Origin of the sequence: Allobosea sp. 117 (assembly GCF_000702305.1) — a bacterium.
GTDB lineage: Bacteria > Pseudomonadota > Alphaproteobacteria > Rhizobiales > Xanthobacteraceae > Ancylobacter.
Window position 1 is genome coordinate 63,632 of record NZ_JNLC01000015.1, and the last position, 19,360, is coordinate 82,991.

At 69.1% G+C, this 19,360-nt stretch carries 16 protein-coding genes; 9 read left to right on the top strand and 7 right to left on the bottom strand.

Annotated features, from left to right (window positions below; all coding sequences use genetic code 11):
• The first annotated feature begins 159 nt into the window (after positions 1-159).
• From U742_RS0115240 to U742_RS0115280, 9 genes are all read left to right on the top strand, one after another.
• Positions 160-1,593, top strand: coding sequence for a basic amino acid/polyamine antiporter (locus U742_RS0115240; protein WP_029354512.1), 1,434 nt, complete (start codon positions 160-162; stop codon positions 1,591-1,593).
• Between the two features lie 31 nt (positions 1,594-1,624).
• On the top strand, positions 1,625-2,860 hold the full coding sequence (locus U742_RS0115245; RefSeq protein WP_029354515.1) for an arginine deiminase: 1,236 nt from the start codon (positions 1,625-1,627) through the stop codon (positions 2,858-2,860).
• A 248-nt stretch (positions 2,861-3,108) separates the two neighbouring features.
• Positions 3,109-3,603, top strand: a complete 495-nt coding sequence (locus tag U742_RS0115250) for an RNA polymerase sigma factor (protein ID WP_029354517.1) — start codon at positions 3,109-3,111, stop codon at positions 3,601-3,603.
• A gap of 143 nt (positions 3,604-3,746) precedes the next feature.
• Positions 3,747-4,694, top strand: coding sequence for a FecR family protein (locus U742_RS0115255; protein ID WP_051661224.1), 948 nt, complete (start codon positions 3,747-3,749; stop codon positions 4,692-4,694).
• Between the two features lie 129 nt (positions 4,695-4,823).
• Entirely contained in the window at positions 4,824-7,265 is a 2,442-nt protein-coding gene (locus U742_RS0115260; RefSeq protein ID WP_029354521.1) for a TonB-dependent siderophore receptor, read from the top strand.
• A complete protein-coding gene (locus U742_RS0115265) occupies positions 7,262-8,185 on the top strand; it encodes an iron-siderophore ABC transporter substrate-binding protein (protein WP_029354523.1) in 924 nt (307 codons plus the stop codon). The genes U742_RS0115260 and U742_RS0115265 overlap by 4 nt, the downstream gene beginning before the upstream one ends.
• Positions 8,178-10,202: a Fe(3+)-hydroxamate ABC transporter permease FhuB gene (gene fhuB, locus U742_RS0115270; protein WP_029354525.1), complete on the top strand. Its 2,025-nt coding sequence runs from the start codon at positions 8,178-8,180 to the stop codon at positions 10,200-10,202. Before U742_RS0115265 ends, fhuB begins: the two co-directional genes overlap by 8 nt.
• On the top strand, positions 10,199-11,068 hold the full coding sequence (locus U742_RS0115275; RefSeq protein WP_029354527.1) for an alpha/beta hydrolase: 870 nt from the start codon (positions 10,199-10,201) through the stop codon (positions 11,066-11,068). Before fhuB ends, U742_RS0115275 begins: the two co-directional genes overlap by 4 nt.
• On the top strand, positions 11,065-11,856 hold the full coding sequence (locus tag U742_RS0115280) for an ATP-binding cassette domain-containing protein (RefSeq protein ID WP_029354529.1): 792 nt from the start codon (positions 11,065-11,067) through the stop codon (positions 11,854-11,856). The genes U742_RS0115275 and U742_RS0115280 overlap by 4 nt, the downstream gene beginning before the upstream one ends.
• A gap of 30 nt (positions 11,857-11,886) precedes the next feature.
• Here the strand turns inward: U742_RS0115280 and hydA are convergent, their stop codons facing one another.
• Genes hydA through U742_RS0115315 form a run of 7 tightly spaced genes read right to left on the bottom strand, consistent with a single transcriptional unit; the run spans position 11,887 to position 19,341 of the window.
• Positions 11,887-13,278, bottom strand: coding sequence for a dihydropyrimidinase (gene hydA, locus U742_RS0115285; protein WP_029354532.1), 1,392 nt, complete (start codon positions 13,276-13,278; stop codon positions 11,887-11,889).
• The gene (locus tag U742_RS0115290) at positions 13,275-13,865 is read right to left on the bottom strand and encodes a GAF domain-containing protein (RefSeq protein ID WP_029354534.1); all 591 of its coding nucleotides are present in this window, start codon (positions 13,863-13,865) and stop codon (positions 13,275-13,277) included. The genes hydA and U742_RS0115290 overlap by 4 nt, the downstream gene beginning before the upstream one ends.
• A gap of 20 nt (positions 13,866-13,885) precedes the next feature.
• Complete coding sequence (locus tag U742_RS0115295) at positions 13,886-15,388, bottom strand: amidohydrolase family protein (protein ID WP_029354537.1); 1,503 nt, start codon at positions 15,386-15,388, stop codon at positions 13,886-13,888.
• Positions 15,385-16,437, bottom strand: a complete 1,053-nt coding sequence (locus U742_RS0115300) for an ABC transporter ATP-binding protein (RefSeq protein WP_029354538.1) — start codon at positions 16,435-16,437, stop codon at positions 15,385-15,387. The genes U742_RS0115295 and U742_RS0115300 overlap by 4 nt, the downstream gene beginning before the upstream one ends.
• Positions 16,437-17,417: an ABC transporter ATP-binding protein gene (locus tag U742_RS0115305; protein WP_029354540.1), complete on the bottom strand. Its 981-nt coding sequence runs from the start codon at positions 17,415-17,417 to the stop codon at positions 16,437-16,439. The genes U742_RS0115300 and U742_RS0115305 overlap by 1 nt, the downstream gene beginning before the upstream one ends.
• Complete coding sequence (locus U742_RS0115310; RefSeq protein ID WP_197028272.1) at positions 17,414-18,361, bottom strand: ABC transporter permease; 948 nt, start codon at positions 18,359-18,361, stop codon at positions 17,414-17,416. Before U742_RS0115310 ends, U742_RS0115305 begins: the two co-directional genes overlap by 4 nt.
• Entirely contained in the window at positions 18,358-19,341 is a 984-nt protein-coding gene (locus tag U742_RS0115315; protein WP_029354544.1) for an ABC transporter permease, read from the bottom strand. The genes U742_RS0115310 and U742_RS0115315 overlap by 4 nt, the downstream gene beginning before the upstream one ends.
• Between the last annotated feature and the right edge of the window lie 19 nt (positions 19,342-19,360).

The following is a 19,360-nucleotide window of genomic DNA, read 5'->3' on the forward strand; positions in this document are numbered from 1 at the left end:
AGGCCTTAGCAATTGCAGAATAAACTTGGAGTGCATCCAATCCGAATCCGGGTATCATCCTGCGCTATGCTCGACGGACGAGCATAACGACTGAAATTCCAAGATTCGAATCACTGCGGACGTCCGTCCCCGCTTCCCCACTGTTCGATGAGGCCGAGAATGGCTGAAAAGGTGGCCGGCAAACTGTCCCTCCTCTCGCTGACAGGCATGGTCGTCGGCTCGATGGTGGGAGCGGGCATCTTCAACCTTCCCGGCCGCTTCGCCACCGCGACCGGCCCGTTCGGAGCCATCATCGCCTGGCTGATCGCCGGCACCGGCATGTACATGCTGGCGCGGGTGTTCCAGGCACTGGCCGAGCGGCGGCCGGACATCGACGCCGGCGTCTTCGCCTACGCCAAGGCCGGCTTCGGCGACTATATGGGCTTCCTCTCGGCCTTCGGTTACTGGCTCGGCAGTTGCCTCGGCAACGTGTTCTACTGGGTGCTGATCGGCTCCACCCTCGGCCGGTTCTTCCCTGAAATCTTCGGCGACGGCTCCACGCTGATCGCCATTGCGGTGTCGCTCGTCGGCGTCTGGGCGTTCCATTTCATGATCCTGCGCGGGGTCGAGCAGGCGGCCTCCATCAACACCGTCGTCACCTTCGCCAAGATCGTGCCGCTGATCGTGGCGGTCCTCGGCTTCATCGTCTTCTTCAAATACGACCAGTTCGCCGAGAACTTCTTCGGCGGCGTCGGCATGCCGGAGAAATCGCTGGTCGCGCAGGTGCGCGACACCATGCTGATCACCGTCTTCGTGTTCATCGGCATCGAGGGCGCGAGCGTCTATTCGCGCTTCGCCGAGAAGCGCTCCGACGTCGGTTCGGCGACCATTCTGGGCTTTGTCGGCGTCACCGGCCTGATGGTCGCCGTCACGCTGCTGCCCTATGCGACGGCCCCGCGCGCCGCCATCGCCGGGGTCGCCAACCCGTCGCTGGCCGGCGCGCTGGAACTCGCCGTCGGCCATTGGGGGGCGGTGCTGATCTCGATCGGCGTGCTGGTCTCGGTGCTCGGCGCCTATCTCGCCTGGTCGCTGATCTGCGCCGAGGTGCTGTTCGCGGCGGCGAAGTCGAGCGACATGCCGAGGCTGTTCGCCGCGCAGAACCGCAACCGCGTGCCGGCCAACGCGCTGTGGCTGACCAACATCGTGGTCTCGTTGTTCATCGTCTCGACCTACTGGTCGCGCGACGCCTTCAACTTCATGCTGGACATGACCAGCGTGACCTCGCTGCTGCCCTACCTGCTGGTCGCCGGCTACGGCATCCTGCTCGCCCGCAGCGGCGCCGGCTACGAGACCGCCCCGCGCGAGCGCGGCCGCGACCAGATCTTCGCGTGGATCGCGGTGGTCTACACGCTGTTCATGTTCGTCGCCGCCGGGCTGAAATACGTGCTGCTCGTCGCCGTGCTCTTCGTGCCCGGCACCATCCTCTATGTCTGGGCCCGGCGGGAGCAGAACGCACGGCTCTTCACGCCGGTGGAGCTCATCGTCTTCCTGATCACGCTCGTCGCCGGCGCCATCGGCACCTACGGGCTGCTGACCGGCCTCATCACCCCCTGACAACAAAAGCGGCATCGACAGGAGCCTCGTGATGGAAACTCCCTTCGGCGTTCACTCGGAAGTCGGCCAGTTGCGCAAGGTCATGGTCTGCGCGCCGGGCCGCGCCCATCAGCGCCTGACGCCCTCCAATTGCGACGCGCTGCTGTTCGACGACGTGCTGTGGGTCGACGTCGCCAAGCGCGACCATTTCGACTTCATCACCAAGATGCGCGACCGCGGCATCGAGGTCGTGGAAATGCACAACCTGCTGGCCGAGACGCTCGCCGTTCCGGACGGCAAGAAATGGATCCTCGACAATCAGGTGGTGCCGAACCAGGTCGGCCTCGGCTTCGTCGACGAGGTGCGCTCCTATCTGGAGGGCCTGTCGAACCGCGATCTCGCCGAGACGCTGATCGGCGGCCTGTCGACCTATGAATTCCCCGAGACGATTGGCGGGGCGACGCTGGCGCTGATCCGCGACGCGGCCGGCGTCAACGAATACCTGCTGCCCCCGCTGCCCAATACGCTCTACACGCGCGACACCACCTGCTGGATCTATGGCGGCGTCACCCAGAACCCGCTCTACTGGCCGGCGCGGCATGAGGAGACCATACTCACCACCTCGATCTACAAATTCCATCCGGACTTCGCCGGCAAGGTGAACGTCTGGTGGGGCGATCCGACACAGGATTGGGGCCTCGCCACGCTCGAAGGCGGCGACGTCATGCCCATCGGCAAGGGCAACGTGCTGATCGGCATGAGCGAGCGCACCTCGCGCCAGGCGATCAGCCAGCTCGCCGCCGCCCTGTTCGAGAAGGGCGGGGCGAGCCGCGTCATCATCGCCGCCATGCCCAAGCTGCGCGCGGCGATGCATCTCGACACCGTGTTCACCTTCGCCGACCGCGACTGCGTGCTGCTCTACCCCGACATCGTCGACGGCATCGAGTGCTTCTCCTATCGCCCCGACGGCAAGGGCGGCGTCGAGCTCTCCAAGGACAAGGGCCTCGTCGAGACGGTGAAGGAAGCGCTCGGCCTGCCCGCGATCCGCGTCGTCGAGACCGGCGGCAACGACTACATGCGCGAGCGCACCCAGTGGGACAGCGGCGCCAACCTCGTCTGCGCCTCGCCGGGCGTGGTGTTCGCCTATGACCGCAACACCTACGCCAACACGCTGCTGCGCAAGGCCGGCATCGAGGTGATCACCATCGACGGATCGGAGCTCGGGCGCGGGCGCGGCGGCGGCCACTGCATGACCTGCCCGATCATCCGCGACGCCGTCGACTTCTGAGCGCCCCGGCGGTCGGCAGCCGCGAGCGCGCCTTCTTCGCGCTCTCCACTGGCCACGTGCCATGCCGGCCGAATTGACCGGTTGACGGGAAGCGCCAGCGAAGGCCCGCCGGCAAAATCAAAGTCGAGAACGATTCCAATCTCAGAAATTATAGCAATGATAAAGTAGAGCCATGTAACTTACCTTGGCCGACCCAGCATGATAATCGTCCCGTTCACACGCATCTGATGTGGAGTGTGGGCCGGTTCATGCAGCCAGACCTGTCGCTTGTCTTCTCAACCCACGGCAGCGAGCTGCGGAGCTATCTCCAGCATCGGCTCGGCGATGGGCATACGGCCAGCGATCTGGTGCAGGACACCTTCCTGAACGTGCTGGAGCGTCCGGATACCCGCATCAACGACATCCGCGCCTATCTCTACGCCATCGCCCGCAACCTGCTGATCAACCACCGCAAGCAGGAGGCCCGGCGCCGCACCGAGACGGTCGCGCCGGAAGCCTTCGCGCAGATCGCGGCCGACCAGCCCTCGCCGGAGGACGCCGCCGATTCGCGTCTCCAGCTCGAACGCATCCACAGGCTGGTGCGGGAACTGCCGCGCCGGACGCAGGAAATCTTCGTGCTGAACCGCATCGACGGGCTCACCCATGCCGAGGTGGCGCGGGAGCTGCGTATTTCCGAGAGCTCGGTGCAGAAGCACCTCGCCTTGGCCATCGCGCACATGACGCGCCACCTGCGCGCCCGCTGAGGCGATCCGTCGAGACGGCGCCCGAGGGCGCCCCGCCCCCCGATTTACGGTGTTCCCCCCGTTCGCTTGTCTTATAGGGAACGGGCATCGATGGACGGACGTTCGGCGTGAGCAGTGTCGAGGAACGCGCGGATGAGATCGGGATGCGTGCCGCCGAATGGGTGGCGCGCCTCGAAGGCTCTGCGCTGAGCGAGGACGAAAGGATCGCGCTGCGCTCCTGGCTCGAAGAGGACCCGGACCACCGCGCCGCCTTCGAGGAGGCCGGCTCCACATGGCGGGAGCTCTCCCTGCTGCGGCACGATCCCGGCCCCTTGCGCGACTTGCGGCCGGCACGCCGGCGCGTCTCCCCCACACGACGGGCCGTGCGGATCGGGGCGGTGATCGGGCTGCTGGTGCTTGCCGCCGGCGTCGCCCGCTATCAGCTCGGCGATCCCTGGCTGCTGGCCGCCGCCGACTATCGCACCGCGCCGGGCGAACTGCGCACGGTCACCCTCGCCGATGGCAGCTTGGTCGAGCTGGGCCCGTCGAGCGCCATCGCGATCGCCTTCGACGATGCCGAGCGGCGGGTGAAATTCCTCGCCGGCGAGGTGTTCTTCGCCGCCGCGCCGCGCACCGACCGGGAGCCGCGCCCCTTCGTGGTCGAGGCGGCCGGTGGCACCACCACCGCGCTCGGCACGCAGTTCGTCGTCGAGGAGGCCGGGGACGGCGCCGATGTGCTCGCCGTCGAGCATCGGGTGGAGGTCGCGTTGCAGCAGAACGGCGAGCGGCAGGGCGTGGTGCTCTCGCCGGGCCAGGAGGTGCGCTACACGCCCGGCTACGGCATGGGGCAGGTCCGCATGCGCGACGTCGAGACCGCGACCGCCTGGCGCCGCGGCATGCTGGTATTCAATGGCGCCTCCCTCGGCCATGTGGTCGAGACGCTGAACCGCTACCGCCGCGGGCGCATCGTCATCCTCGACGACAGGCTCGCCCGGCGCCGCGTCAGCGGCGTGTTCGCCACCAACGACCTGCGCGATGCCATCGAGACCATAACCTCCGAGCTCGGCATCGGATCGAGGTCGATTTATCCATTGATCACAGTGCTTTATTGAATCCTGCCGCGAACTGGCGAAATTTTTTACTGAAGTCCGCCGGCCCGGTTGTCTTCCTTCCTGCGAGCCGCCGCGAAACCGCTGGCCGGCGCGTTCCCCGCGCGATCTGGCAGGAAGGAAGAACGCCTGATGACGACCCGGCTGAATCTCCGCACGCCGCGCCTGCGCCGGCACTATCTCGGCGGCGTGGCGGGCAATGCCCTCGTCCTCGGTCTGCTCGTCGCGGGGTTCGGCCTGAAAGCTCCGGCGGCGCAGGCGCAGACGGCAGCCAGCGTCGCCCCCGCCCGGATCGCCTTCGACATTCCGGCGCAGGATCTGAACGGCGCCATCCTGTCCTTCGCGCAGAAGGCCGGCGTGCGCGTGTTCTTCGACACATCCAAGTTCGGCGGCCGGCGCTCCACCGCCGTCGCCGGAACGCTGAGCGCGCCGGAAGCCCTCGCGGCGCTGCTACGCGGCACCGGCCTCACCTATCGCTTCACGGCGCCCAACCGGGTCACCATCGAGGACCCTACGGCCTCGGTCGTATCCGGTGACGCGGCCGGCGGCATCGAGCTCGATCCGATCAACGTCGAGGGCACCGGCAATGGCACGGTCGGCTATGTCGCCACCGCCAGCACCGCCGGCACCAAGACCGACACGCCGCTGATCGAGACGCCGCAGTCGATCACCGTGGTCACCCGGCAGGAGCTCGACGACCGCGGCGTGCAGCGGCTGACCGACGCGGTCAACTACACGCCCGGCGTGCGCACCGGGCAGGCCGGCTTCGACCCGCGCTACGACACCTTCACCATTCGCGGCTTCGACACGACCTATAACGGCATCTACCGCGACGGCCTGCGGCTGCCGGGCGCCAACATGTCGGTCTTCAAGGTCGAGCCCTATGGCGTCGACAGCGTCACCATCCTGCGCGGCCCGAGCTCGGCGCTCTACGGCCTCGGCTCGCCGGGCGGTCTCGTCGACATCACCTCCAAGCGCCCGACCGAGACCGCGTTCGGTGAGGTCGAGCTGCAGGGCGGCAATTACGACCATCTGCAGGGCCAGTTCGACATTGGCGGCCCGCTCGACAAGGACGGCACGCTGCTCTACCGCCTGACCGGCCTGTGGCGCGACGCCGACTCGCCGAACGTCTACAATGGCGGCGTCGACGATATGAAGTTCATCGCGCCGGCGCTGACCTGGAAGCCGACCGACCAGACCCGGATCACCTTCCTCGGCGAGTATCAGCAGTCCGAGACACCGGCTTCGCTCCCCTATTACGGCTGGGACGGCACCGGCACCGAGCGCTTCAGCAGGAATTACGGCGACTACAACAGCGAGAAGCAGGACCAGTACCGCTTCGGCTACCTCGCCGAGCACGACTTCAACGACGTGTTCACGGTGCGGCAGAATCTGCGCTACGGCAACGCCGACACCTATGTGCGCTATGCCACCACCTATGATGTCGACCCCGACACCAACATCGCCAGCCGCGGCACCGGCTATGTGCACGACATTCTCGACTCCTTCGTGGTGGACAACCAGATCGAGGCGAACTTCAACACCGGCGCCATCGAGCACAAGGTGCTGGTGGGTCTCGACTATTCCTATCTGTCGCTGGATGGCGGCATCGGCTTCGGCACGGCGTCGGACTACGACCTGAACACCGGACAGCCGCTCGGCCCGACCTATGACCCCGGCTACAACTATTCCCGCTATCGCCAGAAGCAGAGCCAAACCGGCCTCTACATCCAGGAGCAGGCGAAGTTCGACCGCTTCATCCTCACTTTGACCGGCCGGCAGGACTGGGTCGACACCAAGGACGAGGACCTGCTCGCCGACACGACGGAGAACATCGACGACCACGAGTTCACCGGCCGCGTCGGCCTGACCTATGTGTTCGACAACGGCATCGCCCCCTATGTGAGCTACGCGACCTCCTTCGCTCCCAATCTCGGGGTCAGCGCCACCGGCAGCAACTTCTCGCCGACCACCGCCCGACAGATCGAGGGCGGCGTGAAATACGCGCCGACCGGGTTCGACGGCTACATCGCGGCGTCGGTGTTCCAGATCAACCAGGAGAACGGCCTCGTCACCGACGAGGACAACCCGCTGTTCCAGGTGCAGACCGGCGAGGTGCGGGCGCGCGGCTTCGAACTGGAAGCCGTCGCCAATCTCGGCAACGGCCTGAAGGTGCGCGGCGCCTACACCTATCTCGACCTCACCAATGTCGCCGGCGACCCGACCACCATCGGCCTGACCCCGTCCGGACAGCCGGAGAACGCCTTCGCGCTGTGGGCGGACTACCAGTTCCAGCCCGGCTCGAAGCTGGCCGGCCTCGGCATCGGTGCCGGCGTGCGCTACACCGGCGCCACCTGGGGCGACGCGCTCAACACCTTCGAGAACGACGCCTACACCCTCATCGACGCCAAGCTGAGCTACGATTTCGAGTATCTCAACGCGCGGCTGAAGGGCTGGAGCTTCCAGGTCAACGCCCAGAACCTGCTCGACGAGGAATACACCACCTGCGATGCCGGCTACTGCTACATGGGCGCCCCGCGCACCGTGATCGCCGGCCTGAAGTATCGCTGGTGAGCCCTCGGCCGCTTCCGTCCCGCCGGGCCCTGCTGCTCGGCGGGCTTGCCGCCGGGGCGCTGGCTCCCGCGCGGCTGGCGGCGGGCGACGGGCGCCAGCCGGTTATTCCCCCGTCGCGGGTCGTCTCGATGGATTTCGGCCTTGCCGAGACCCTGATCGAGATGGGGCTCCCGCCCGTCGCGCTCCCGGACCCCAATAGCTGGGCGCAATGGGTGGTCGAGCCGGCGCTGCCGCCCGGCATCGTCAATCTCGGCACCGACCGCGAGCCCAATCTCGAGCTCCTCGCCGCGCTGAAGCCCGACCTCATCGTCACCACGCCCTATCTCGGCGCCATTGCTCCCCTGCTGGCGCGCTTCGCGCCGACGCGGACCTTCTCGGTCTATGCGCCGCCGCCCGGCCACATCTATGAGCGCAGCGTCGCCGCCACCCGCGCGCTCGCCGCCGCCATCGGTCGCGAGGAGGCCGGCGAGACACTGATCGGCCGCGCACAGGCGGCGATGGACGCTACGCGCAGCCACTTCACCGCCTCCGGCCTCGCCGGCCGGCCGCTGCTGCTCGTCAACTTCCTCGACACGCGCCATGTGCGCGTCTATGGCGCCGGAAGCCTGTTCGGCGACGTGCTGGAGCGTTGCGGGCTGGTGAATGGCTGGACCCGGCCGAGCAATTACTGGGGCTTCAACACCGTCGGCATCGAGGAGCTGGCGCAAAGCCCGGCGAGCAGCCTCGTCTATCTGGAGCCGATCTCCGCCGACACGCTGGACACGCTCGCCGCCAGCCCGCTCTGGCGCAGCCTTCCTTTCGTGAAGGCGGATCGCGTGCTGCGCCTGCCCCCCGTGCTGATGTTCGGCATGCTGCCCTCGGCCATGCGCTTCGCCCGGCAATTGACGCTGCATCTCACCGGAGAGCGCGCCAATGGCTGAGACGGCACTCGCGCGGGCGCGCCGGCCGGCGGCACCCCAGCTCGGCCCCGTGCTGCTTGTTCTTCTGCTGGGTGCCACGGGCCTCGCCGGTAGCTGGGCAAATCTTGCGATGCGGCTGCCGGACGGGGGATGGTGGGCGGCAATCGTCGCGCCGGACACCGGCCGTCCGGCGGAGATCCTCGCCGCCTACAGCTTCGCGCCGCGTCTCGTGGTGAGCCTGCTCGCCGGCGCGGCGCTGGGCCTTGCCGGCGCCATCCTCCAGCAGGTGCTGCGCAACCCGATCGCCTCGCCGACGACGCTCGGCATTGAGGCCGGTGCCAATCTCGCTTTGTCCGCCGCGCTCATCTGGACGCCGGGGTTGCTCGCCTTCGGGCGCGAATGGGTGACGCTGGCCGGCGGCCTGCTCGCCATCGGCGCCGTTCTCCTGCTGTCGCGCCGCAGCGGCTTCGCGCCGCTGGTGGTGGTCCTCGCCGGCATGGTCGCCGGCCTGTACTGCGCCTCACTCGCCGCGCTGCTGGCGCTGTTCCAGAGCCATTATCTCGCCGGCCTGTTCCTGTGGGGCGCCGGATCGCTCAGCCTGCAGGGCTGGGAGGAGCCGGTGTTCCTCGCGCCGCGTCTCGCCGCGGTAGCGCTCGCCGCGCTGCTCCTGCTGCGTCCCCTCGCGCTGCTCGGCATGGAGGATTCGCAGACGCGCAGCCTCGGCCTGTCCGTCGCCGCCGCCCGCCTCGGCGCCCTGCTGGCGGCGGTCGCGCTGACAGCGCTGGTGGTCGCCTCGGTCGGCTGCATCGGCTTCATCGGCCTCGCCGCGCCGGGACTGGCGCGGCTCTCCGGAGCGCGGCGCATCGGCCCCTGGCTGCTCGCTTCCGCCCTGACCGGCGCCGCGCTGCTCTGGGCGACCGATCAGGGGGTGCAGCTCGCCGCCGGGGTCTATGGCGAGACGATCCCCACCGGCACCGTCACCGCCCTGTTCGGCGCGCCGCTATTGCTGTGGATGATCCCGCGCCTGAGTCTGCCGCCGGCCGGCAGTCGGGCTCTCGCGATCCAGCCCGTATTCGGAAAGGGCCGCCCGGCCCTGCGCCTCGCCGGGCTCGGCATGCTGCTGCTCCTCGCGCTCGCCCTGTCCGGGCTGTCCGGGCCGGGCCTTGAAGGCTGGAGTCTCGCCTGGCCCGGCGATCCGGCGTCGCTATGGGAGCTGCGGCTTCCGCGCGCCGTTTCGGCACTCTCCGGCGGCGCGCTGCTCGCCGTAGCCGGGTGCGTGCTCCAGCGCCTCACCGCCAATCCGATGGCGAGCCCGGAGGTGATGGGCGTGAGCGCGGGCGCCGCCTGCGGCCTTGCGGCGGCGCTCTTCCTGCTGGCGAATGTCGGGCGCGTCGAGCAGGCGCTCGCCGCTTCGCTCGGCGCCTTTCTGGCACTGCTCGTCCTGCTGCTGCTCGGCCGCGCCTCGCGGGCCAATCCGGAGCGGGTGATCCTCGCCGGCATCGCGCTCGGCGCCCTGCTCGACGCGCTCGTCAGCGTGCTGATGGCGAGCGGCGATCCCCGCGCGATCCTGCTGTTCAACTGGATGACCGGCTCGACCTACGGCATCGGGACCGGCGCCGCGACCGCAAGCCTGCTCGCCGCGCTCGCCGTGCTGGCGCTGCTGCCGCTGGTGCGGCGCTGGCTGGAGCTGCTGCCGCTGGGCGAGGCGACCTCTCGCGCGCTCGGCATGCCGGTCGCGCTCGGCCGCATGGCGCTGCTGGTGCTCGCCGCCGTGGCGACGGCGCTGGCGACGCTGCTGGTCGGGCCGCTGTCCTTTGTCGGGCTGGTGGCCCCGCACGCCGCGCGCCTCATCGGATTGCGGCATCCGCTGACCGAACTCTACGGCGCCGCCCTCATCGGGGCGCTCGTCATGGTCGCCGCCGATTTCCTCGGCCGCACCGTCGCCTTTCCCTGGCAGATGCCGGCCGGCCTGATCGCCTCGATGATCGGCGCGCCGGCCTTTCTGTGGCTCCTCTCGCGAAAGCAGGCCCCGGCATGACGCCCGCCCGCATCCCCGCCCATATTCCCGATACCGAGATCTTCGAGATCGCATCGCCCGCCGGCGGCCCGCCATGGCGCATCTTCCTCTACCGGCCGCCGGGCGAGGCGCCGGAGGGCGGCTGGCCGGTGCTCTATTATCTCGACGCCAATGCGGTGGCCGGCACGGCGGCGGACATCATGCGCGTGCAGGCCGCCTGGCCAGCCGGCACCGGCATCGAATGGGGCGTGATGGTCGGCATCGGCTATCCGGTCGACGGCGCCTATGACAGCGTCCGCCGCTCCTGGGACATGGGGCCGCCTCCCGGCAAGACCTATCCGCCGCACACGCCGGACGGCCCGGACGTGCGGACCGGAGGCGCCGATCATTTCCTCGCCTTCATCGAGGAGGTGCTCAAGCCCGAGATCGCGCGCCGGGTCGCGGTCGATCCCGCCCGGCAGGCCATTTTCGGCCATTCCTTCGGCGGGCTGTTCGCGCTGCACGCCCTGTTCCGCCGCCCTTCCGCCTTTTCGCGATGGATCGCCGCCAGCCCCGCCATCTGGTGGGAGGGCGCCGGCATCGTCGACGCCGCGCAGGCCTTCATCGCCGAGGGGCGGCAGGCCGATGGCCGCATCCTGCTTCTCGCCGGCGAATACGAGCAGACGCTGGCGCCGTTCCAGATCGGCGCCGCCGACGAGGAGAAGCGGCGCGCAAGCTTCGAGGAAAGCCGCATCGTCGACAATACGCGCCTCATGGCCGAACGCCTCGCCGCGGTGCCCGGCCTCGCCTCGCATTACGTCTTTCTTCCCGGAGAGACGCACATGTCGGTGCTGCCGGCGTGCCTCAATCTGGCGATCCGCTTCGCCTTCGGCCGGGACCGCGCATGACGACCGCGCCTGCCAGCCCGCTCTTCGAGCTCGCCGATGTCCGCTTCGGCGTCGAGGGGCGCACGCTGCTGCATCCTCTCAGCCTCGCCGTGCCGGCGGGGCGCGTCGTCGGGCTCATCGGGCACAACGGCTCCGGCAAGTCGACCCTGCTGAAGCTGCTCGGCCGGCAGATCGAGGCGACGGGCGGGGACATCCGCTTCGAGGGGCGCCTGCTCGCGGACTGGGGCACGCGAGCCTTCGCGCGGCGCGTCGCCTATCTTCCGCAGTCGGCTCCCGCCGCCGGCAGCATGACCGCGCGCGAGCTGATCGCGCTCGGCCGCTATCCCTGGCACGGAGCGCTCGGCCGCTTCACCGCGCTGGACCGGCAGAAGGTCGAGGAGGCGATCGCGCTGACCGACACCGGCGCCTTCGCCCATCGCCTCGTCGATACGCTGTCCGGCGGCGAGCGCCAGCGCGTGTGGCTCGCCATGCTGGTGGCGCAGGACGCCTCCTGCCTGCTGCTGGACGAGCCGATCTCGGCGCTCGACATCGCGCATCAGATCGAGGTGCTCTCGCTGATCCGTGGCCTTTGCCGCGACCGCGGCACCGGCGTGGTGGTGGTGCTGCACGACGTGAACATGGCGGCGCGCTTCTGCGACGACATCATCGCGCTGCATGGCGGGAAGCTGATGGCGCGCGGCCGGCCGCAGGAGATCGTCACGCCCGGCACGCTCGAGCGGATCTACGGCATAGCGATGGATGTCATCCGCCCGGATGGCGGCGGGCCGGTCGCCGTGCCCCGCGCCTGAAGCTCGAGGCCGCGCCCGGCCTTTTCCCGATCATGCCGATCGCGCGAGGAAACTGCCGTGATCGGCGGTCCCGACGAGTTCGCCGTCGCGCATCACGACACGCCCCCGGACCATGGTGAGCATCGGCCAGCCGGTCACCTCCAGCCCTTCATAGGGCGTGTAGTCAGACCCGTCATGCAGCAGGTCATGGGTGATCGTGACCTTGCGCTGCGGGTCCCAGATGGCGATGTCGGCATCCGTGCCGATGGCGATCGTGCCCTTGCGCGGATAGAGGCCGTAGGTCTTAGCGTGGTTCGTGGAGGTCAGGGCGACGAAGCGGTTGAGGTCGATCCGGTCCTTCACCACGCCTTCCGAGAACAGGATCGGCAGGCGCGTGGCGACGCCCGGTATGCCGTTCGGCACCCAGCGGAAGCTGGTGCGTCCCTTCGGGGTGAGCTTGCCCTCGGGATCGTCGTAGCGGAACGGGCAATGGTCGGAGGAGAACAGCGAGAAGACGCCCTGCTGCAGGCCCTCCCAGCAGGCCTGCTGGCTCGCCGGATCGCGCGGCGGCGGCGAGCAGACATATTTGGCGCCTTCCATGCCGAGCCCGTCGAGATCGGCCTCGGTGAGCATCAGATATTGCGGGCAGGTCTCGCCATGGACCTTCAGTCCCTTCGCCTGCGCGCGGCGGATCTCCTCCATGGCCTCGCGGTTGGAGACATGGACGATGACGACGGGCACGTCGACGAGCTCGGCGAGCGAGATGGCGCGGTGGGTCGCCTCGCGCTCGACGGGGATGGGGCGCGAGGTGGCGTGGAAGCGCGGCGTGGTCTGGCCGAGGCGCTCCAGACGGTCGGTGAGGAAGCGGATCGCGTCGTAATTCTCGGCATGCACCATGACGATCGCCCCCGTCTCGCGGGCGACCGCCATCACCTCCAGGATCTCGCGGTCCGAAAGCGCGAGCCCCTCATAGGTCATGAACACCTTGAAGGAGGAATAGCCGTCCTTGATGAGGGCCGGCAGCTCCTGCCCGAGCACCTGCGGCGTCGGATCGGCGACGATGAGATGGAAGGCGACGTCGATGTAGCAGCGCCCTTCCGCCTTGGCGTGATAGAGCCGCACCGCCTCGCGCAGCGACTGCCCCTTCTCCTGCAGGCAGAACGGCAGCACCGTGGTGTTGCCGCCGAAGGCGGCCGAGCGCGTGCCGCTCTCGAAATCGTCGGCCATCACCACGCCCGGCCCGGAGGGTTGGGCGAAATGAACATGGCTGTCGATGCCGCCCGGCAGCACGAGGCGGCCGGTGGCGTCGATCACCTCGCCTGCCGCGCCCAGATCATGGCCGAGCGCGACGATGCGGCCGTCGCGGATGCCGACGTCGCAGTCGAACGTGTCCGAGGCGGTGGCGACCCGGCCACCGCGGATGACGAGATCGAAGCCGCTCATGCCGCCCACGGCCCGAGGCTCCCGGCCACCTCGGCGACGCGCTGCGGTCCGCCCCGCCCCATCCACACCGCAGCGGCGCAGGCGGCGAACAGCTTCTGCACCCTCATGTCGGTCTCGTCATAGATGTAGCGCGCCTGCGAGGCGGTATTGAACATGCCGATCACCTCCCCGTTCCACATCACCGGCACATAGATGGAGCATCCGACCCGGCCGGTCTTGATGATCTGCCGGAAGATCTTGTCCTCGTCGGTGTTGCGCACGACCGCCGCCTGCCTAGTCTGCACCGTATGGCCCGGCCGGCTGTCGGTGACCGAGATGCGGGCGCGGCCGAGGCCGAAATTGTCGGCGAAGACGATCATGTGGTCGCGGCTCGGCGCGATGAAGAAGCAGGCGGAAACGACGAACTGCGTCTCGCCGGGCTTTAGCGCGCCCGGCTGGTTCGGCGCGTCGGGATCGCCGAGGAGGCCGCGCGTCGCATTGGTGAAATGGCGCACGCCCTCCTCCGGATCGGTCTCGCGCCAGGCGGCCTCGTTGGCGTCGTGGAGCGCATCGATGGCGCGTGCGTGGAAATCGGCGGGGCGTGCCATGGGCGTTTTTTCCGGTGTTGTCAGTGGCTGAAGCGGGCGGGATAGGTATCGGCCGCGATCTCCATGCACTGGCAGCGGCGGTAGATGCGCTCGTAATGGGGGGAGATGCGCTCGACATCGGCTTCGGACGCCGAGAGCTGCGGCTCGATCCGCTGATGCGCCTCGCGGATCTCCTCGATGATCGCCGCCTCGTCGATGCGGGTCAGCTTGCCGTTGCGCTCGATCACCTCGCCGTCGACCATCACCAGATCGACCTCGGCGCGGCTCGCGGAATAGACGAGCTGGTTCACCGCATTGTTCAGCGGGGTGAAGGGGATGCGGTCGAGCCGGTAGCCGACGATGTCGGCGGTGCGCCCCGCCTCCACCGCGCCGAGTTCCTTGCCGCGGCCGAGCGCCCGGGCGCCGCCCATGGTCGCGGCGTAGAACGCCTCCTCGGCGCCGACCCAGTCGGCGTGGTCGCCGCGCAGCTTCTGCAGCAGCGCGGTGAGGTAGAGGGCGTTCTGCATGTCCGTACCCTCGATCGAGCCGCAGCCATCCGTGCCCATGCTGACATTCACCCCGGCCTTGAGCAGCGCACGCACCGGCGCCAGCCCCGAGCCGACCTTCAGGTTGGAGGGCGGGTTGTGCTGGATGGTGACGCCGGTACGGGCGAGGATGTCGATCTCGCGCGGGTTCAGCCAGATGCCGTGGATGAACGACGTCTTCGGCTTCATGAAGCCGATGCGGTCCAGATACTCGATCATGGTCGAGCCGTAGAACAGATGGCCGGTGACCACCTGCATGCGGGTCTCCTGCACGTGGATCATCAGCGGCAGGTCGAAATCGTCGGCCATGCGGCGCACGTCGAGCAGGAACTCCCGGGTGCAGCGCTGCGGCGCCGAAGGCGCGGCCATGTAGGCGACGCGGTTGGTCGAGGGATGGCGGTCGCGCGCCAGCCCGCGCACGAAGTCGAGCAGTTCGGCACCCGTATACATGCGCGTGCCGTCGAGCTCGGCGAGAAGCTCCTTCGGGAACTCCTCGTCGACGAAGGGCACGGCGCGGAAGAACGGCCGGTCGAACAGGGTGATGCCGACATTGGCGCGGATGCCGATGTCCTCATAGGCCTGGAACACCTGCTCGACATGGTCGGGGCGGATGCGCGGGCTCTGGTTGGTGTCGTCGCACAGCGTCGTGGTGCCGCTGCGCACCGCCTCGATCGCGCCGATCATGGTGCGCAGATAGATGTCGCGGGGGGTCAGCTCGATCGGCTTGAGCGGACGCACATAATTCATCCACAGCTCGAGCGGCAGGTTGTCCTTGCGCCCCTTGTAGAAGCCCTCGTGGCTGTGGTGGTGGCCATTGATGAGGCCCGCCGCGATCAGCAGGTCACGGCCGTCGATCACGGTTCCCGCGGCCGGCTCGCGCACGCCGTGCGGCCGGATCTCGGCAATGGTGCGCCCAATGATCTCGATGTCGACCGGCCCCGGCGCGGGGGTCGCGGTCTCGCCGATCAGGGCGTGGCAGTTCACGATGGTCGTCTTCACGCGGCGTCTCCGGGACTGGACAGGCATTCTTGCTCGGACGTCAGGGCCGGCAGCCGCCTCTCCTCCACCGCGTGGCAGGCGACCAGCGCCGCGCCGACGCGCACCGGCTGCGGGCGTTCGCGGGCGCAGCGCGCATCGGCCAGCGGACAGCGCGGGTGGAAGGCGCAGCCCGCGGGCGGCGCGAGCGGGCTCGGCACCTCGCCGGACAGGCGCGGGCGGGCCCGGCCCGGCGCGCGGGGATCGGGCACCGTGTCGAGCAGCAGCCGCGTATAGGGATGCAGCGGGCGCCCCAGAATCTGGGCGGCGTCGCCCTGCTCTACCAGCCGGCCGAGATACATCACCCCCAACCGGTCGGCCATGTGGGCGACGACGGCGAGGTTGTGCGAGATCAGCAGATAGGTGAGCCCGAGCTCGCGCTGGAGCTTCTTCATCAGGTTCAGGATCTGCGCCTGCACCGAGACGTCGAGCGCGGAGGTCGGCTCGTCGCAGACGATGAAGGCGGGGTTCGACGCCAGCGCGCGGGCGATGGAGATGCGCTGGCGCTGGCCGCCGGAGAACTGGTGCGGGAACTTGCCGGCATCGCCGGGCGAGAGGCCGACCGTCTCCAGAAGCTCGGCGACGCGCGCCTTCAGCGCTGCGCCGGGCGTCATCAGCGCATGGGTGAGGATCGGTTCGGCCACGATGCGCCCGATCCGCCAGCGCGGGTTGAGGCTGGCATAGGGGTCCTGGAAGATCATCTGCAGGTTGCGGCGGTAGGGCATGGCGGCGTGGCGGGTGCGGAAGCCCGCAATGTCGACGCCCATAAAGGAGACGCTGCCCGCGGTCGGCGGCTGGATGCCGGCGATCGTCCGGGCGATGGTGGACTTGCCGCAGCCGGATTCGCCCACCAGCGCGAAGGTGGAGCCCCGCGCCACCTCGAAATCGACCTCCTCGACCGCGTGCACGATGCGCCGGCCGGCACCGGTGACGAGCCGCTTCAGCAGCGGCGCGGAGGCATCGAAGCGCACCGTGAGCCGGTCGACCGAGAGGATCGTGTCGTTCGCCGCCATCACGCCGCGCTCCGCGATGCGGCGTCGACCAGCCAGCAGGCGACCTGCGAGGCGCCTTGCGGCAGCATCGCCGGCCGATCGGTGGCACAGCGCGCAAGCGCCTGCGGACAGCGTGGATGGAAGGCGCAGCCTGGCACCGGCGCATCGGGACGCGGCATGGAGCCGGGGATCTGCGTCAGCTCGGCCGCGCGCCGGTGCATGTCGGGGATCGAGGCCATCAGCCCGCGCGTATAGGGATGGGCGGCCGCCGCGATGAGATCGCGCGTGGGGCCGATCTCGACCAGCCGGCCGGCATACATCACCGCGACGCGGTCGCTCGCCTCGGCGATCACGCCCATGTCGTGGGTGACCAGCATGACGGCGGTGCCGCGCTCGCGGCACATGCGCCGCAATAGGTCGAGGATCTGCGCCTGTATCGAGACGTCGAGCGCCGTCGTCGGCTCGTCGGCGATGATCAGGCGCGGCTCGCAGCAGAAGGCGAGCGCGAGGACGACGCGCTGGCGCATGCCGCCCGACATCTCGTGCGGATAGCTCTGCAGCCGCTCGCGCGGCGCAGGAATGCCGACCTCCGCCAGCAATTGCTCGGCCCGTGCAAGCGCGGCGGCACGGGCGAGGTCGAGATGCGTCTGCATCGTCTCGACGAGCTGGTCGCCGATGGTCATCAAAGGGTCGAGGCTGGTCAGCGGGTCCTGGAAGACGGCGGCGATCTGCCTGCTGCGCAGCGTGCGCATCGCATCCTCGTCGAGCGTGTCGATGCGCCGGCCGGCGAAGATGATGCGCCCGCCGGCCTGATAGGCCGGCCGCTCCAGCAGCCCGAGCACGGCGGTGCCGGTGACCGACTTGCCGGCGCCGGACTCGCCGACGACGCCGAGGATCTCGCCCTCGGCGATGTCGAAGGACACGTCGTCGATGGCGGTCAGCACGCGATGGCGCGCGGCGATCTCGACCCGCAGGCCCTGGACGGACAGCAGCGCGGTCATGAGGCGAGCTTCGGATTGAGCGCGTCGCGCAGCCAGTCGCCGAAGATGTTGACCGACAGCGACAGCAGGACGAGCAACAGTCCAGGGAGCACGCTGATCCACCAGTCGCCGGAGAACACGAACTCGTTGCCGATGCGCACCAGCGAGCCGAGCGAGGGCTGCGTCGGCGGCAGCCCGACGCCGAGGAAGGACAGCGTCGACTCGGTCAGGATGGCCAGCGCCAGATTGATGGTGGCGATCACCAGCACCGGACCGAGCACATTGGGCAGGATGTGCGAGGCGAGGATGCGCCACGTGCTCACCCCGGTGACCTTCGCCGCCAGCACATATTCGCGGCTGCGCTCGACCAACACGAGGCCGCGCACGGTGCGCGCATACTGGACCCAGAAGGAGGCAGCGATCGCCGCGATCAGGATCGGCACCGCCAGCTCCTGGTGCAGCTCGCGCGGCATCGCCGTGCGCGTCACGCCGTCGATGAGCAGCGCGATGAGAATGGCGGGGAAGCTCAACTGCACATCCGCCGCGCGCATGATGACGGCGTCGAGCACGCCGCCGAAATAGCCGGCGACGAGGCCCAGCAACACGCCCGCCACCGCCGCCGCCGCGACGCTGGCGAGGCCGACCACCAGCGAGGTGCGCAGGCCGTAGAGCATGGCCGAGAGCATGTCGCGGCCCTGCGGGTCGGTGCCGAGCAGATAGGGATCGCCGAACATCCCGGCGCTGCCGGGCGGCAGGCGGGCATCCGCCGCATTGGCCGCCGCCGGGTCGAAGGCGTCATAGGGCGCCAGCACCGGCGCCCCCAGCGCCGCCACCAGCAAGGCGAGGCCGACCAGCGCCGCGAGGATCGCCACCGGCGAGCGGCGGAAGCGATAGGCGAGATCGCTGTCCCACCAGCCACCGACCGAGCGGCGCATCTCGGCAAGTCCCAGGCCGGGGAGGCTCATGTCGCCCTCCTGACGCCGCCGCCGGCGCGCACGCGCGGGTCGATGGCGACATAGGCGAGGTCCACCGCGAGGTTGATGACGGCGAAGCACAGGGCGATCAGCACCAGATAGGCCGCCAGCAGCGGCACGTCGGCGAACTGGATCGCCTGGATCACCAGAAGCCCGAGCCCCGGCCACTGGAACACCGTCTCGACGATGATGGAGAAGGCGAAGACGTTGCCGAACTGCAGGCCGATCATGGTGACGACCGGGACCAGCGTGTTGCGCAGCGCGTGCCGGTATTGGATCGCGCGCGGCCGCAATCCCCTCGCCCGCGCGAAGCGGATGAAGTCGGTGCGCATCACCTCCAGCATCTCGGCGCGCGCCAGCCGCATGATCAGCGCGAGCTGGAACACGCCCAGCGTGACGCTGGGCAGGACCAGCGCGCGCAGGCCGCTCGCGCTCAAGAGCCCGGTGCTCCACCAGCCGAGCCGCACCACCTCGCCGCGGCCGAAGGAAGGCAGCCAGCCGAGCCACACCGAGAAGAACAGGATGAGCGCGATGCCGATGAGGAAGGTCGGCAGAGCGACGCCGATCAGCGAGGCGGCGAGCAGCATCTGCGACAGCCAGTGGTCGCGATGCAGCGCGGTCCACACCCCGAGCGGCACGCCGAGGCCGGTGGCGATCAGCATGGAGATCAGCGCCAGCTCCAGCGTCGCCGGGAACCGCTCGCCGATCAGCGTCGCCACCGGCTGGCCGAAGCGGTAGGAAATCCCGAAGTCGCCGGCGAGCGCGTTGCCGACGAAGCGGGTGAACTGGACGACGAAGGCGTCGTCGAGCCCCAGCGCCGTCCGCATCGCCTCGCGGTCGGCGAGGCTCGCGCTCTGCCCCACCATGTTGTTCACCGGATCGCCGACATAGCGGAACAGCGAGAAGCTGACGAAGGCCGCGACCAGCAGGACGAGCACGGTCTGTCCGAGCCGGGCCAGAACGAAGCTCATGTCGCGGCCTCCGTTTGCA